Source organism: Synechococcus sp. R55.3, assembly GCF_047461975.1.
Taxonomy (GTDB): domain Bacteria; phylum Cyanobacteriota; class Cyanobacteriia; order Thermostichales; family Thermostichaceae; genus Thermostichus.
The window spans coordinates 37,943-52,064 of sequence record NZ_JANSIG010000003.1; the positions used below are offsets into that span (position 1 = coordinate 37,943).

Sequence of the window (14,122 nt, forward strand, 5' to 3'; positions counted from 1 at the left end):
TTGGCTATGATATGAGAATGCGATTAACAATTCTCCACACTTCGGATCTCCATGCCAATCTACATCCCTGGAACTACTTCACCGGGATCCCTGCGGAGCACGGTTTAGCCAAGCTGGCCACCCTCATCAAGCGCGTGCGAGCAGCCAGTGAGGATCCCGTCCTGCTCATCGACAGCGGCGACACTATTCAGGGATCCCCCTTGGGCAGCTACTATGCGCAAGTGGAGCGCGTCTCCCCTCACCCCTTGGCTCATGCTCTCAACGCCTTGGGCTACGACGCCTTTACCCCCGGCAACCACGACTTTAACTTTGGGCTGCAAGTTCTCCAGGATTTTATCGGCGATCTCCGCTGTCCGGTGCTCTGCGCCAACATCCTCCGCCAGAATGGGGATCCCCTCTTCCAGCCCTACCTGATCCGGGAATTGGCCGGGGTTCGCGTTGGCTTGCTAGGGCTGACCACCCCCCGCATCGACACCTGGGAGCGACCCGACTACATTGCGGGGCTGCGCTTTGCCCCCTTGTTGGAGACCGCCCGCCACTACCTATCGCTGCTGCGACCTCAGGTGGATGTTTTGATCTTGATCCTGCACAGCGGCCCCAACCAATTGCCCCCCCTGCGCACCCCTGAGCATTGGCACAACCCGGATCGCTCCGGCTGGTGCAGCAACAAAAGCCTGGCAGGGGAAAACGAACTGTTGGCCCTGGCCGAACTGGACGGCATTGACGTCATCCTCTCCGGCCATACCCACCAGACCATCGCCGGTCTGGGGGGATCCCCAGCTCTAGTGGTGCAGCCCGGCTATTGGGGCAGCCACCTCTCCCAGGTATCCCTGGAGCTGGAGCGCCAGGGCAGCCGCTGGCAAATCATCAGCAAAAGCGCACAGCTCCTCTCCGCCGAAGGGATCCCTCCCGATCCCGAACTCTTGGCCTTGACAGAGCCCTATCATCAAGCCACCCTGCGCTACATCCGTCAGCCCATTGGCCAAGCCCGTTCTGCCTATAGCGGCGGTCTGGCAGCCCGTCTGGGGGCCAACCCTCTGGCAGAGCTGCTCCATCAGGCCCAATTGCAAGCAGTGCGGGAGGCAGGATTCCCCGCAGAGCTCTCCCTGGTCAACATCTGCAGCAGCGCCGGCCTGTCAGCAGGCCCCATCTCCCTGCAAGATGCCTACAGCCTCACCGTCTACGACAACACCCTCTGCGTTTTGGAGATCACCGGAGATATTCTGCGGCGCGCCCTGGAACAGACTGCCGGCTATTTTCGCCAGTTGGATCCCAATCACCTTCCCGCCGATCCTGCTGCCGTCGTGGCCCCCGAAGCCCGCGGCTACACCTTCGACCTCTACCACGGCATCGACTACTGCTTCGATCTCACCCGCCCCGTAGGAAAGCGTCTGGTGACCTTACAATTCCGCGGACAGCCGGTGGAACCAGCACAGACCTTTCGCCTGGCCATTAACCACTACCGAGCCGGCGGCGGCGGCGGTTACAGCATGTTCCAAGAAGCCCAAACCCTGTGGATCTCAGCCGATAGCATCCGCGACTTTCTGGTCTACTATATTCACACCCACTCCCCCATTCAACCCATCTACAGCCCCAACTGGCGCCTAATCCCCGACTTGGCCAAGATCTACTTCCCCGATTGCCTGGGCCGGCCACGGGAACATCTGCTGGTCGGCTAGGAAAGAAAAGATATTGACTTCAACTGGCTGAAAGAGAACCCGGTAGAATACGATCAGCACAGAGCCCGGTTTGGCTGAATGCACCGGCGGTTTTGAAACTGCCAAACTGGGGATATCCGAGTCACTGCTCATTGCTAACACTTGCCGACATCGCCCATGACTGCCGAAGAGAAGCAACCGATGGCCCCAGAAGATACCTATCCTGAACTACAGGAAGAAGAGATCGACGTAGAGGCAGAGCTGGAGAAGCTGATTTTGGAAGATAGCGAAGCAGAAGCCGGTACCTCCTCCGGAGAAACCGCAGCTGAGCCTTCTCCAGATCCCGGTGAAGCTCTCAAGCAGCTCCAGCACGAGTTGGAAGTTGTCCGCCAGCAACTCAAAGAGAAAGAAGACGCCTACCTGCGCCTCTACGCCGATTTTGAAAACTACCGGCGGCGTACCCAGCGGGAAAAAGAAGAGTTCAGCCAAAAAGAACGGCAGAAATTTGTGCTGGAGATCTTGCCTGTTGTGGACAGCTTTGAGCGGGCTCAGCAGCAGCTGAAGCTGGAAACCGACCGCGAGCGGGAGTTGCACAACAGCTACCAGAGCGTCTACCGCCTGCTGGTGGAATCTCTGAAAAAGATGGGCGTCTCCCGCATGAAATCGGTGGGCCAGCCCTTCGACCCCAACCTGCACGAAGCCATAGCCCGTCAGCCCAGCCCAGACTATCCCGAGGATGTGGTAGCCATCGAATATCAGCCAGGTTACAAGCTGGGGGACTTGGTGATCCGTCATGCCATGGTGGCCGTCTCGGCGGGCAGCCCCGGCTCTGAACCATCCCCCTCTGCCCAGGCCACCAGCGAACCCGGCCCGGAGAGCACTCCTGCCTCTCCCCAAAACCCCCAACCTTCCTAGCCGAACTTGCTCACTTGAACCTTGACAAACAGAGCCAGAGCAGTCTCAGAAACGCTACAGTAGAGCTACGGAGACGAAAGCACCGTCTGAAGGTTTCTGCGGGATTCTGGGCAGAATGCTTTTAAGATCCGTGGAATTGCGTTCTTGGGTTGAGACTTGGCGCACGGGAAGAGGGGGCTATGGGTAAAGTCATCGGGATTGACCTGGGAACCACCAACAGTTGCGTGGCGGTTTTGGAAGGTGGTCAGCCCGTTGTGATCACCAACGCCGAGGGAGGGCGCACCACCCCCAGCATTGTCGGCTTCGCCAAGAACAACACCCGCTTGGTGGGCCAACTGGCCAAGCGCCAGGCGGTTACCAATGCTGAAAACACCATCTTCAGCATCAAACGCTTCATTGGCCGCACCTTTGCCGAGACCGAAGATGAGCGGAGGCGGGTTCCCTACAAAGTCATCCCCGGTCGAGACAACATGGTGGAAGTGGCGGTGCAAGATCGCGCCTACACTCCGCAGGAGATCTCCGCCATGATCCTGCAAAAGCTGAAGGCCGATGCGGAGGCCTATCTGGGGGAGCCGGTGACCCAAGCCGTGATCACCGTTCCCGCCTATTTTACCGATGCCCAGCGGCAGGCCACCAAAGATGCGGGCACCATTGCCGGCCTGGAGGTGCTGCGCATCATCAACGAGCCGACAGCAGCCGCCCTGGCCTATGGCCTAGACAAACAAGATCAAGACCTACGCATTCTGGTTTTCGATTTGGGTGGCGGCACCTTCGATGTCTCGGTGCTGCAACTGGGCAGCGGGGTGTTCGAGGTGCAGGCGACTGCCGGCAACAACCACCTGGGGGGGGATGATTTCGACCAAAGAATTGTCGATTGGCTCATCCGTCAGTTTTTGGAGACGGAAGGGATCGACCTCTCGCGGGATCGCATGGCCCTGCAGCGGATGCGGGAGGCTGCTGAGAAGGCCAAAATTGAGCTGTCCAGCACCCAGGTTACACTCATTAACCTGCCTTTTATCACCGCCGACGATTCGGGGCCCAAGCACCTGGAAGTGGAGCTGACCCGCGGCAAGTTTGAGGAGTTGGTGCGGGATCTGGTGGAGGCCACCGTGGAGCCTACAGAACAGGCGCTGCGGGATGCTGGCCTCTCCCCTGCAGACATCGACCGCGTGCTGCTGGTGGGCGGCTCTACTCGTATTCCCGCTGTCCAGGAGAAAATTCGGCAAATCTTCAAAAAAAACCCAGATCGCTCCGTCAACCCGGACGAGGCGGTGGCCCTTGGCGCTGCCATCCAGGCAGGCGTGGTGGGTGGAGAAGTGAAAGATCTACTGCTGCTGGACGTGATCCCTCTCTCGATTGGGGTGGAAACGCTGGGGGGAGTCTTCACCCGCATCATCGAGCGCAACACCACCATTCCCACCAGTAAAACCCAGATTTTCTCCACTGCCACCGATGGCCAGAGTGTGGTGGAGATTCACGTCCTGCAGGGAGAGCGGGCCATGGCCAAAGACAACAAAACCTTGGGCCGCTTTCAGCTGACCGGGATCCCGCCGGCTCCCCGTGGGGTGCCCCAGATCGAGGTTTCTTTTGACATCGATGCCAACGGGATCTTGAAAGTCTCAGCCCGAGAAAAGGGGACGGGGATCGAGCAGAGCGTCAAGATCACCAATAACGGTGGCCTGAGCAGCAGCGAGATCGAGCGGATGCGCCGAGAAGCGGAGGCTTATGCCGAAGAAGATCAGCGCCGGCGGCAGTTGGTGGAAGCCCGCAACCAGTCGGACAGCCTGCTCTACAACTACGACAAAACCCTGCAGGAGCATGGCAATCGTCTCAGCGAAGCTCGAATCCAGCGGGGGGCTCAGGTGGCGGGCACATTGAGGGCATTGCTGGCAAATGATAACGTAGACTTAGCAACTTTACGGAACGCAATGGAAGAGCTGCGGGCTGTCCTTCTGGAGATGGGTAGCGAGATCTACGGAGCTCGCTAAGGCTTCTTGTTAGCTGCTCTCCCCCGGCTCCGGTGCCTTGCAAGCTTGCTGCGGTTGTGCTGCCTGACAAGTTGCATCTCAAGTGTGTCTGATGTTTTGATCTTTAACCTCTTCTGAAGCGCTTCTATGGCTCGCGACTACTATGAAATCTTGGGGGTTAGCCGCGATAGCTCCAAAGAGGAGATCAAGCGCGCCTATCGACGGTTGGCTCGTAAGTACCACCCGGATGTCAATAAGGAGCCAGGCGCCGAGGAGCGCTTCAAGGAGATCAACCGTGCCTATGAGGTGCTCTCTGATAATGAGCTGAAAGCCCGCTACGATCGCTTTGGAGAAGCGGGTTTGAGTGGAGCTGCTGCGGCAGCAAGTGGATTCCAGGATTTTGCGGGGATGGGTGGCTTTGCCGACATTTTCGAGAGCTTTTTCACCAACTTTGCAGGGGCGGGAGCCGGCTATGCCCGCAGTCGCCAGGGGCCGGTACGGGGCGATGATCTGCGCTTTGACCTAAAACTGGAGTTTCTGGAAGCCATCTTCGGCGGCGAAAAGCAAATTCGCATCAGCCACTTGGAAGTCTGCAACGTCTGTGGGGGCAGCGGGGCCAAGCCCGGTACGGAGGTGAAAACTTGCCCCACCTGCGGAGGTGGCGGTCAGGTGCGACGGGCAACCCGCACGCCGTTTGGCAACTTTACCCAGGTCTCGGTTTGTCCCACCTGTGGTGGCAGCGGTCAGGTGTTGGAGGAGCCCTGCTACAACTGCAACGGCGAGGGCTTGGCCCAAACCACGAAGAAACTGCGCATCAACATCCCAGCCGGCGTGGATAGTGGCACCCGTTTGCGGGTTTCTGGGGAAGGCGATGCCGGTCGACGCGGTGGCCCGCCCGGGGATCTCTACGTCTACCTATTTGTGGAACCGGATCCCGACTTCCAGCGAGATGGCCTGACCATTCTCTCGGAGGTGCGGGTGAGCTATTTGCAGGCCATCTTGGGGGCCAAGGTCTCTGTGCCCACCGTGGACTCGAAAGCCGGCCTGGAGGAGGAGGTGGAGCTGACCATCCCAGCCGGATCCCAGCCGGGTACAGTGCTGACCCTGGAGGGCAAGGGGGTACCTCGCATTGGCAACCCGATGTCTCGGGGCGACCACCAAATCACGCTGGTGGTGGAGATCCCCACCCGCATCAGCTCAGAAGAGCGGGAATTGCTCATGCGCCTGGCTGAGCTGCACGGAGAACGCATCAACAAGCGGGATGGTTTCTTGGGCGGGTTGTTGCGGGGGCTGGCCCAGATGCCTGGCAACCGGGAGCGTGAGGAAGAATGACTGCAGAGGCTGTTTCGTCGGAAGAGGTCAAGTTTATCCTTGACCAGCGGGGGATCCCTTGCCCACTTAACTACGTGCGGGCGAAGCTGCGCCTGGAGCGCATGGCTCCTGGAGAACTGCTGGAGCTATGGCTGGATGCGGGAGAACCTCTGGAGCAGGTGCCCAACAGTCTAGCCATGGCCGGGCATCGGATTGAGGGACAGGCAGCTTCCCCCGAAGGCCATTACATTCTCTGGGTGCGTCGCGGCACACCTGCGTCGCCATGAACCCGGTGAAACCGGAAGGAAAAGATTGTACCGGCTGGGTGCGAGCAGCGCAGGCCAACTTTTATCGCGTGCGTATCGATCCAAGTTTGGCTGCCCTCTTTCCCAAGATCCCGGCTCGGTTTCCGGTTGAAAAGCCCACCCCGGCGGAGATTCTCTGTACCAGTCGGGCCAAGCTGAAAAAAATGGGTCAGCAGGTGATGGTGGGGGACTGGGTGGAGGTGCGCTTGCCGCCTGCTGCCGCCGACCTCTGGCCGGAGCGGGGGGTGATCGAGGCGATCCTGCCGCGGCGCACTCAGCTGCCTCGACCTGCTATTGCCAACGCGACCCAAGTTCTGGTGGTGGTGGCCCTGGCCGAGCCCGACCCTGAGCCCAACGCCCTCAGTCGTCTGCTGGTGCAAGCCGAGGCCAGCCAACTGCGGGTTCAGGTGGTGTTGAACAAATGCGACTGCGTGGATCCAGAAGTGGCGACAACTTGGGTGGAGCGTCTGCAGAGGTGGGGATATGAGCCTCTGTTGGTCAGTGCCCACACCCAAGCTGGGATCCCCCAGTTGCAACAGTGCTGTCGAGATCAGATCTCGGTGGTGACAGGCCCTTCCGGGGTGGGCAAATCCAGCTTGCTCAATCGGCTGCTGCCGGACGTTCGGCTGGCCACTCAGGCCGTCTCCAGACGTTTGGGCCATGGTCGGCACACCACCCGCCATGTGGAGCTGTTTCCTTTGCCGGAAGGCGGTTGGATCGCCGATTCGCCGGGATTCAATGCTGGCGAAGGGATCCCGCCGGTGCATCCTTTGCAGTTGATACGGTGCTTCCCCGAAGTAAGGGATCGCTTGGGCGCCTGTCAGTTTCGCGATTGCCTGCACCATCGAGAGCCGGGCTGTGGGCTCCGAGATCTGGATTGGGAACGACGGACTTTTTACTTGCAGCTTTTGCAAGAAGTCCAGCAGGTGCAAAAGGCATCGGTGGGCCTTATCCAGCCTGGCCAAGATCCCAGTCTCGCCAGAATTGCGCGAAAGACCCCAATCTGAGGACTATAGTCATTCCAAATGAGACACTCCTCAAGCATTCCGTGCAGCTTCTGCGACCACTCCCAGCCCCTCTTCCTTTGGGAGAGGGGAGTTAGGAACCAATACACAATACAACAGAAATGTTTCATTCCTGTCTAAAATGACTATAAAACGACCGTAGAATGTCAGGTCGACCAGATCTTGCGGATGGGCAAGGTGAAGCCCGGCAGCACGTCCTCTCCCGATAAGGTTTCCGGATCTTCGACCAATTCCGGCGCTTGCCCTTGTCGGTAGATCATCACCCGCTTGGCCTTGGGATCCAGCAGCCACCCCAGCCGGCAGCCGTTGTCCATGTATTCTTGCATCTTGGCCTGAGTTTGGATCCAAGAATCGGTGGGCGAGAGGATCTCCACCACAAAATCGGGGCACAAGGGCAAAAATCCTTGACGGACTGAGGGATCCAAAGCTTCCCACTTTTCAATCGGGATCCAGGCCAGGTCAGGGGAGCGGTCGCTGCCTGAAGGCAAGGAAAATCCGGTGGAAGAATCAAAGCTTTTCCCTCGGCCCGATTGCCGATTCCAAAGATAAACTTCCCCGGCAATTTCAAAGTTAAGATTGCCCGTTTCCCCACCGGTTGGAGACATGATGACCAATTCTCCTTGGGCAGTACGCTCCAGCTTCAGGTCAGGATTGGCGGCACAAAGCCGGATAAAATCTGCTCGGCTGAGGGTTATCAGGGGAGATAGATTCAGAGTCAGAGCAGCCATGGTAGTGTGACTCCGCCTGTTTTTGGCCTATCGCTCAACATTTTTACTGCAGCTGTTTCCAAGGTTGGGAGAGTTCTGCAATTGCGTGGGATCCCTGTCATGCAAGAGATCCATCAGAGTTGGCTGGGTTAAGGGTGTGGAAAAAAGCTGTATCAGGGATCGTAAATCCGTGAAAGCTACTCATATCAAGCCGACCAGATCTTGCGAATGGGCAAGGTGAAGCCCGGCAGCACGTCCTCTCCTGATAGGGTTTCCGGATCCTCGACCAATTCCGGCGCTTGCCCTTGTCGGTAGATCATCACCCGCTTGGCCTTGGGATCCAGCAGCCACCCCAGCCGGCAGCCGTTGTCCATGTATTCTTGCATCTTGGCCTGAGTTTGGATCCAAGAATCGGTGGGCGAGAGGATCTCCACCACAAAATCGGGGCACAAGGGCAAAAATCCTTGACGGACTGAGGGATCCAAAGCTTCCCACTTTTCAATCGGGATCCAGGCCAGGTCAGGGGAGCGGTCGCTGCCTGAAGGCAAGGAAAATCCGGTGGAAGAATCGAAACTTTTCCCTCTGCCCGATTGCCGGTTCCAAAGAGTTAAGTCTGTGGTGATTTCGGCGTTCCAGTGGCCCGTTTCCCCACCGGTTGGAGACATGATGACCAATTCTCCTTGGGCAGTGCGCTCCAGCTTCAGCTCAGGATTAGCCGCACAAAGCCGGATAAAATCTGCTCGGCTCAGGGTTATCAGGGGAGATAGATTCAGAGTCAGAGCAGCCATGGCAAATAGAACATCCGTATACAAAACTGACTTGTCAGAATGATCCCACTGCTGAAGTGCAACCAGGAAGAAGTTCGGATGCTTGCGCTGAGTCTAAAAGCATTAGTCTAGCAGGGAAGAGCAGCTAATCGCAACCGCAGGAACTTTTTCCAGAGAGAATGCCATCCAAAACAACCTCTTCTCGCCAAATCGTGAGTTTTTAGCAAAGACTTGAACCCTTTTCTGAGCGCCATTTCCGACGGAGCTACCCGTCAGGCCAGCATTGGGATCAACAGCATCACCAAGTGCTATGGTCTAGTTTTGATTCAACGTTTTCCAGGTCTTGAGGGTGGGTGAGAGGGGAATGGAGAGAGTCTCGCTCTGGGCGATCTCCTGCTCAAAGTTTTCCCTGGCTTGGGGATGGATCCCTGCTGTGATCGCTTGCCGCAATACTTGACGACGCACCTCTTCAGTATGCTTGTCTAATGCTGCCACCAAAGCATAGAATCGATCGATTGCAAGCTCGTTGAAATAGCCAAGTGCCACTTCGGCAAAGGATCCCTTTGCACCTCGATAGAGATATCGCACCAAAGTATCGGTGGCTTCTACACCCGGTTCCCCTTTTAGGGAATGCAGGATCTCTAGATTCTTCTGCACCTCTGCCGGCGAATTGCCACAAGACACCCGCGTCAGATTCATCGACACCCAGCCCACCAAGGGTCGGCGAATTTTGAGCCAGCCGTTGAGCACTTCCATGACCCGCACTTCAGCACCATTGGGCAATTGACCGATGACATTTCCCGTAACTACAGCAGGTGTCAATCGCACGTTGGTTGGCGGATTGGGATCATCTATCTGTGTAATGCAAGGTATGGGAATATCGGTGTACACCGTGTCATCCATCTCAACCTCGTTCCCGGCGGCGCGGAGTGTGTTGATTAGCCGACTGATGACATCTTCGGGCACATCCAGTACCGACAAAAGCCAACTTTCGCTAATGCTTGGCCCCGGCCCCCAGCCAGCACGCTCCACCACAATCCACTGACCACTTTGTTTTTTGAGCAGGTAATAGCCTTCGATAACCGGAAGATCGCCAACTCCACCAGAGACGTTGGCCAGAGCATAGTTTTCGACGATGGCAATTGCCCCAATTTCCAGAGGTATGACTGGGGCACCAAGCGTTCGGTCTGCCACTTGCCGAAGATCCTCATTGAGCAGTGGGTCAGCAAGTACAGCTCGCTCTATAGCCGCACGGTCATCAGCGCTGCTCAAGTTTGTGGTGGCTAACGATGGCGAGGCTTGTGCAACCCAAGTTTTCGTTGTGGCAGCAGGCAAAACCGATAAAACTGGCAGCAAAGGTACAAAAGCTTCTACCTCAGTTCTTCTATTGTTCGGCGATTGTGCTGGCTGAGAAAAGGCATTGCTCCCCAAAAGCAGAAGTGCCATTGCTATTGACAATGCTGCCGGAATTCTCCTTGGGATCAATACCGGCTGCCGACTTAGATCTAGACGAACTCGTATGTTCATAAAAATTGCCTAGAGATGGTTTGTTTTTCCGATTTTTCAAGTCCAAACTTCAGCGCAAAGTTTTGCAGGGTTGCTTGCCCACAGATAAATCGGAAGAACGGCTACGTCAACAGCGGATGCTTAAACCCAGTCCTCACCTACAGTTTTGGGTGACTCCCAGAGTGTAGCAGCGGGGCAGAGGCATTGGCTGTTGTAGCGCTATCAATCATGCCTGATTATGCCTGCCGGCTATGGCCCAGCTTCTTTTGATGGCCATCCGGATGGGATCCCGCCGTTGCGGTTGCCCCCTGTTGGATACTTCAGCCGGCGTGAGGGGTGGGGTTGGTCAGGCCGATCACCTGAGTGTATGCACCGCGAGCTTGGGTTACACCAATGGTGCGCTCAGCTTTTTCGATCATGGGGCGGCGCAAGCTGACCACCAGAAACTGCGCCTGACGAGATTGCTGCCAGATCATATTGGCCAATTTTTCTACGTTGGCCCCATCCAAAAACATATCCACCTCATCAAAGGCGTAAAAGCTGGAAGGGCGGAACCGCTGTAGAGCAAAAATAAAGCTGAGGGCTGTCAACGATTTTTCTCCTCCCGACATGGCGCTGAGACGGCGCACCGGCTTGCCTTTGGGGTGGGCCACCAAGGTTAGACCGCCCGCAAAGGGATCCTCTGGGTTTTCCAATTCCAAATGGCCATCCCCATCGGAAAGTTGGGCAAAGATGGTCTGAAAATGGCTGTTGACGGCATGAAAGGCATCCAAGAAGGCTTGCCGACGCAGGGTGGAAAAGTTCTCGATGCGCAGCAACAACTCGGTGCGCTCTTGGTGCAGGGTTTCCAGTTTGGCGCTGAGATCCCGCAGGCGAGCTTGGGTCTGTTCGTATTCGGCGATGGCCAGCATGTTCACCGGCTCTAGGGAACGCAGTTGATCTTCGGTTTTGCGTTTTTGCCGTTGCAGCTCGTCTAGGGTCAGGGTGGCGGGCAAGTTGGGCAGCGGATCCGGCAGCTCTTGGGCCACCGCTTGCAGTTGGGTTTGCAGTTGGGCCAGCAGGGCCTCTTTTTCCTGTTGTTGGGTGAGGGCGTTGTAGCGTTCCCACTCCAGGCGTTGGATCTGCTGTTGTTGAGCCCGCAGTTGAAATTCCTGCCGATCTCGCTCTTGGCGCAGGTGGGCGAGGCGGGCCTCGATCTGGCTCATCTGTTGCCGTTGCTCGGCAAGGTGTTGCTGGATTTGGCCAAGGGTGGCTTGGGCTTGGACGATTTGCTCCTGCAGATAGGCTTGGCGCTGTTTGCTCTCCTGCAGGCGCTCCTGGTGGTGCTGGATTTGGGCCTGTTTCAGGTGTTGTTGGCCGGAGTTCTCCTGCTGTTGCCGCTCCAGTTGGGTCAGTTGCTGCTGCAGCTCTGCCAAGCGACTTTCTTGCTGCTGCACCGCCTGCTGCAGTTGCTGCCAATGCTGGTTCACCGGGGATCCCTCCAGTTGGCTGAGCTTGAGGGCGAGATCGGCTAGGCGCTGTTGCAAGGGATCCCAGCGCAGTTGAATCTGCTGGAGCCGCTGCTGGATCTGGTGGCTTTCGCTTTGCCTTTGCGCCAGGGATCCCTGCAGGTGTTGCAGGCGGGCCTGTTGCTTTTGGCAGTCGGCTTGGTGCCGCTCCAGATATTGCTGGGCTTGCAGGGCGTCTTGGCGAGCCAGGAGCAGGGCTTGGGCCAGTTGTTTTTCGCGGGCTTGGGCTGCTTGTAGGCGCAGGGTGAGGGCGGCCAGCAGTTCCTCCAGCTCGGCCAAGCGGGAGCGCAAGGCGGCCTCCTCGGAAGGTTCGCCGGCAGAAAAGTGGATCCCAGCTCGCTGGGGGGCGCTGCCGCCGGTCATGGCGCCCGAAGTTTCCAACAGCTCCCCTTCCAGAGTAACCATGCGGTGCTTGCCGATGTGGGGCTGGGCCAGCTCTAGGCTTTGGAAAACCAGGGTGGAGCCGAACACAAAGCCGAAAACATCCCGGTAGCGCTCTTCAAAACGCACCAAACGAATGGCGTAGTCGATCAGGCCGTCCAATTTCAGGGGGCTGGGGGGGCGGGTGGGCTGGAGCTTATTCAAGGGCAAAAAGGTGGCGCGTCCGGCTTTTTCCCGCTTCAAAAAGTTGACGGCGCTCACGGCCACGGTGTCATCCTCCACCACCACAAAGTGCAGCCGGTTCCCTGCCGCGATCTCCAGGGCCAGTTGATACTGGGGATCCACCTGCCCCAACTGGGCCACCAACCCCAAAACCCCCGGCAGACGGGCACTCAGGATGGCTTGGGTCGCCCGGGATCCCTGGGATTCTTGCAACACTTGGCGGCGGGTTTCCCATTTGTCCAGTTGCCGCTGCTTGGCGTGCAGCTCGGCGGCCAGGCGTTCGTGGGTGGCGCGATCCAACTCCAGGCTGGCCTGCAGTTGGGCCAGCTCTTGGGCCAAAGTTTGAACCTGAGCTTCCGACTGTCGGCAAGTGTGTTCCAGCTCGGCGGTGAGGGCCAGGTGGGATCCCAGCCACGCCTCGATCTGGGCAATCTCCGCCTGGATCTCTTGGCTTTGCCGTTCCAGTTGCCGTTGTCGCTCTTGCAGGCGAATTTGCTCCTGTTGGAGAGGCTCCTGTTCGGCGCGAAGTTCCTCAATGTGGCGGGTGAGGTAGCGCTGCTGTTTCACCCAGGCATCGGCGGATTGGGCTAGGGCGCGCAGTTGTTCGCGGCTCTGTTCCAGGCTGGTTTGGGCTTTCCGAACCTGGGCCTGCAGGGATCCCTGGGCTTGGGCCAGTTGCTCCTGTTGGCTGTGCAGGTGTTCCAGCTCCGCCTGCAGATGCTGCTGTTGGGTTTGCCGCTCCTGATGTAGGCGCTGCGCTTGCTCGATCTCCTGCTGCCAGGCTGCGATCTGTTGGCTGACCTGTTGCCGTTGTGTTTCGGCGGCGGCAATCTGGGCTTGCAGGTGCAGGTATTCCTCCTCTCCAAGGGCGTGGATGCGGCTTTGCAACTCGGTCAGGGCGGCTTCGGCTTGCTGCAAATGCTCGCTCAAGGTCTGCACCTGAGCGGTGGCCTGCTCCTGAGCCTCCAGAAGCTGCTGAATGGCCGCCTGGGTTTCTTCCACTTGGGCCTGCAAATGCCGCCAAAGCAACACCTGTTGCTGCTGCTCCAGCGTTTGCAACTGCAGCCGCAGTTGCTGATAGTGTTGGGCCTTTTCGCTCTCTCTGAGCAGCCGCTCTCCTTGAGCTTGCCATTCTTGTTCGATGAGCCGAAAGCGCTCAATTTGTTCCCGTACCGCCTCCAGCTTGCTGTTGGCCTGGGCGATCTTGCGGTCGAAGGTGGCCACCCCCGCCAATTCGTCGATGATCTGCCGCCGTTCCTTGGGGTGCATGGAAATGATGCTGGTGACATCCCCCTGTAAAACGACGTTGTAGCCGTTGGGGTAGATGTGCATCGCCTCCAGTTGTTCGTGCAGCTCGCTCAGGGTACAGGGCACATCGTTGATGTAGAAAGTGCTGGTGTAGGGGAGAGAATCCGTCCCGCTATCGCGAGTGGGATCCTCAGCCTTTCCGGGCTTGACCCGCAGCCGGCGACTGACTTTCCATTCCCTGGGCTGACCATCTTCTCCCGGCCCCAGCTCAAAGGTGACAGAAACATGGGTTTCCACCTGCCGATTGCCGTTGAGGCTGCCGGAATGCACCAGATCCAAAAGCCTCTCTGCCCGCATCCCCCGCGAGGACGATAAACCCAGCGCGAACAGGATCCCATCCAGGATGTTAGACTTACCGGAGCCATTGGGGCCAGAAATAACCGTGAACCCCGGCAACAGGGGTATCGAGGTTGTGCTACCAAAGGACTTAAATCGGGTCAGCTCAATCCGCTTGACGTACATGACACCCCATATCTAGCGTGACCACCGGCAGATGATGGCAACAGGCTAGCATGGGTAGCAAAAACCTGTGCAGCTCAAGT

10 protein-coding genes are annotated in these 14,122 nt (G+C 57.9%); 6 read left to right on the forward strand and 4 right to left on the reverse strand.

Annotation, left to right across the window (positions count from 1 at the left end):
* Positions 1–17: 17 nt before the first annotated feature.
* The 6 genes from NW849_RS01010 (at position 18) to rsgA (ending at position 7,163) form a co-directional block, all read left to right on the forward strand.
* Complete coding sequence (locus tag NW849_RS01010) at positions 18–1,679, forward strand: bifunctional metallophosphatase/5'-nucleotidase (protein WP_414349860.1); 1,662 nt, start codon at positions 18–20, stop codon at positions 1,677–1,679.
* A gap of 156 nt (positions 1,680–1,835) precedes the next feature.
* The gene (gene grpE, locus NW849_RS01015; protein ID WP_414355536.1) at positions 1,836–2,573 is read left to right on the forward strand and encodes a nucleotide exchange factor GrpE; all 738 of its coding nucleotides are present in this window, start codon (positions 1,836–1,838) and stop codon (positions 2,571–2,573) included.
* Between the two features lie 179 nt (positions 2,574–2,752).
* Positions 2,753–4,561: a molecular chaperone DnaK gene (dnaK, locus tag NW849_RS01020; protein ID WP_414329166.1), complete on the forward strand. Its 1,809-nt coding sequence runs from the start codon at positions 2,753–2,755 to the stop codon at positions 4,559–4,561.
* Positions 4,562–4,687: 126 nt separating this feature from the next.
* Positions 4,688–5,872: a molecular chaperone DnaJ gene (dnaJ, locus tag NW849_RS01025; protein WP_414355537.1), complete on the forward strand. Its 1,185-nt coding sequence runs from the start codon at positions 4,688–4,690 to the stop codon at positions 5,870–5,872.
* Positions 5,869–6,138, forward strand: coding sequence for a sulfurtransferase TusA family protein (locus tag NW849_RS01030; RefSeq protein WP_414329168.1), 270 nt, complete (start codon positions 5,869–5,871; stop codon positions 6,136–6,138). Before dnaJ ends, NW849_RS01030 begins: the two co-directional genes overlap by 4 nt.
* Complete coding sequence (rsgA, locus tag NW849_RS01035; RefSeq protein WP_414355538.1) at positions 6,135–7,163, forward strand: ribosome small subunit-dependent GTPase A; 1,029 nt, start codon at positions 6,135–6,137, stop codon at positions 7,161–7,163. The genes NW849_RS01030 and rsgA overlap by 4 nt, the downstream gene beginning before the upstream one ends.
* Positions 7,164–7,327: 164 nt before the next feature.
* On the opposite strand, the gene NW849_RS01040 is transcribed toward rsgA, so the two are convergent.
* The 4 genes from NW849_RS01040 to smc all read right to left on the reverse strand — a co-directional run bounded on the left by NW849_RS01040 (position 7,328) and on the right by smc (position 14,042).
* On the reverse strand, positions 7,328–7,909 hold the full coding sequence (locus tag NW849_RS01040; protein WP_414355539.1) for a Uma2 family endonuclease: 582 nt from the start codon (positions 7,907–7,909) through the stop codon (positions 7,328–7,330).
* Positions 7,910–8,094: 185 nt separating this feature from the next.
* Positions 8,095–8,676, reverse strand: a complete 582-nt coding sequence (locus NW849_RS01045; protein ID WP_414355540.1) for a Uma2 family endonuclease — start codon at positions 8,674–8,676, stop codon at positions 8,095–8,097.
* A 294-nt stretch (positions 8,677–8,970) separates the two neighbouring features.
* On the reverse strand, positions 8,971–9,849 hold the full coding sequence (locus NW849_RS01050) for a hypothetical protein (RefSeq protein ID WP_414355541.1): 879 nt from the start codon (positions 9,847–9,849) through the stop codon (positions 8,971–8,973).
* 632 nt (positions 9,850–10,481) lie between these two features.
* Positions 10,482–14,042, reverse strand: a complete 3,561-nt coding sequence (gene smc / locus NW849_RS01055; protein WP_414355542.1) for a chromosome segregation protein SMC — start codon at positions 14,040–14,042, stop codon at positions 10,482–10,484.
* Positions 14,043–14,122: the final 80 nt, after the last annotated feature.